Consider the following 1492-nt stretch of genomic DNA (forward strand, 5'->3'; position numbering starts at 1 on the left):
CCTCGCCGGCACGCCGACGAGCTCGACGCCGTGCTCCACGCGCTCGACGGCGGCTACGTGCCGGCCGGTCCGTCCGGCTCGCCGCTGCGCGGCCTGGTCAACGTGCTGCGACCGGGCGCAACTTCTACACCGTCGACCCGCGCGCCGTGCCGTCGCGCCTGGCGTGGGGCACGGGCCAGGCGATGGCCGAGTCACTGCTGGAGCGCTACGTGGCCGAGACCGGCGAGTACCCGGCCTCGGTGGGCCTGTCGGTGTGGGGCACGTCGGCGATGCGCACGAGCGGCGACGACGTCGCCGAGGTGCTCGCGCTGCTCGGCGTCCGTCCGGTCTGGGACGAGGCCTCGCGCCGCGTGAGCGACCTCGAGGTCGTCCCGCTGGAGGAGCTGGGCCGTCCGCGCATCGACGTGACGGTGCGCATCTCGGGCTTCTTCCGGGACGCCTTCCCGCACGTCGTGGCGATGCTCGACGACGCGGTCGCGCTCGTGGCGGCCCTCGACGAGCCGGCCGAGCAGAACTTCGTCCGCGCCCACACGCAGGCCGACCTCGCCGAGCACGGCGACGAGCGCCGCGCCCGCACCCGCATCTTCGGGTCGGCGCCCGGCTCGTACGGCGCCGGCATCCTGCAGGTCATGGAGGCGGGCACCTGGCGCGACGACGCCGACCTGGCCGAGGTCTACACGGCCTGGGGCGGCTTCGCGTACGGGCGCGACCTCGCCGGCGTCCCGGCCGCCGACGACATGCGCACGTCGTACCGGCGGATCAAGGTCGCGACCAAGAACATCGACACCCGCGAGCACGACATCGCCGACTCCGACGACTACTTCCAGTACCACGGCGGCATGGTCGCGACGATCCGCGCGCTGACCGGCGAGGACCCCAAGGCGTACGTCGGCGACTCGACCTCGCCGGACGCGGTGCGCACGCGCACGCTGCAGGAGGAGACGAACCGGGTCTTCCGCTCCCGCGTCGTCAACCCGCGCTGGATCGGCGCGATGCGCCGCCACGGCTACAAGGGCGCGTTCGAGCTGGCCGCGACGGTCGACTACCTGTTCGGCTTCGACGCCACCGCCGGCGTCGTGCACGACTGGATGTACGAGTCGCTGGCCAAGGAGTACGTGCTCGACGCCGAGACGCAGGAGTTCATGCGGACGTCCAACCCGTGGGCGCTGCGCGGCATCGTCGAGCGGCTCAACGAGGCGGCCGACCGCGGCCTGTGGGCCGAGCCCGACGCCGAGGTGATGGCCGAGATGGCCCGCGTCTACCTGGAGGTCGAGGGCGACCTCGAGGACGACCAGTGAGCGAGCCGGGCCGGCGGCGCCGGCTCGCGCTCGTCGGGCTCGGACCGGGCGACCCCGAGCTCGTGACGGCCCAGGCCGCGCGGGTGCTCGACGAGGTGGACCTCTTCCTCGTGGCCGACAAGACCGGCGACCACCCCGCACCGCGGACCTCGTCGCGATGCGGGAGGCGATCTGCGCCCGGCACGTGACGGGGG

The 1492-nt window shown here is 73.8% G+C and carries 2 protein-coding genes; both read left to right on the plus strand.

The window, feature by feature from the left end:
* The first annotated feature begins 146 nt into the window (after window positions 1-146).
* Window positions 147-1298, plus strand: coding sequence for a cobaltochelatase subunit CobN (locus AC2W7G_RS16095; RefSeq protein ID WP_485869325.1), 1152 nt, complete (start codon window positions 147-149; stop codon window positions 1296-1298).
* Complete coding sequence (locus tag AC2W7G_RS16100; RefSeq protein WP_485869326.1) at window positions 1295-1486, plus strand: SAM-dependent methyltransferase; 192 nt, start codon at window positions 1295-1297, stop codon at window positions 1484-1486. The genes AC2W7G_RS16095 and AC2W7G_RS16100 overlap by 4 nt, the downstream gene beginning before the upstream one ends.
* The last annotated feature ends 6 nt before the right edge of the window (window positions 1487-1492 follow it).

The organism is Aeromicrobium sp. PFPM2_SD2 (genome assembly GCF_057364525.1).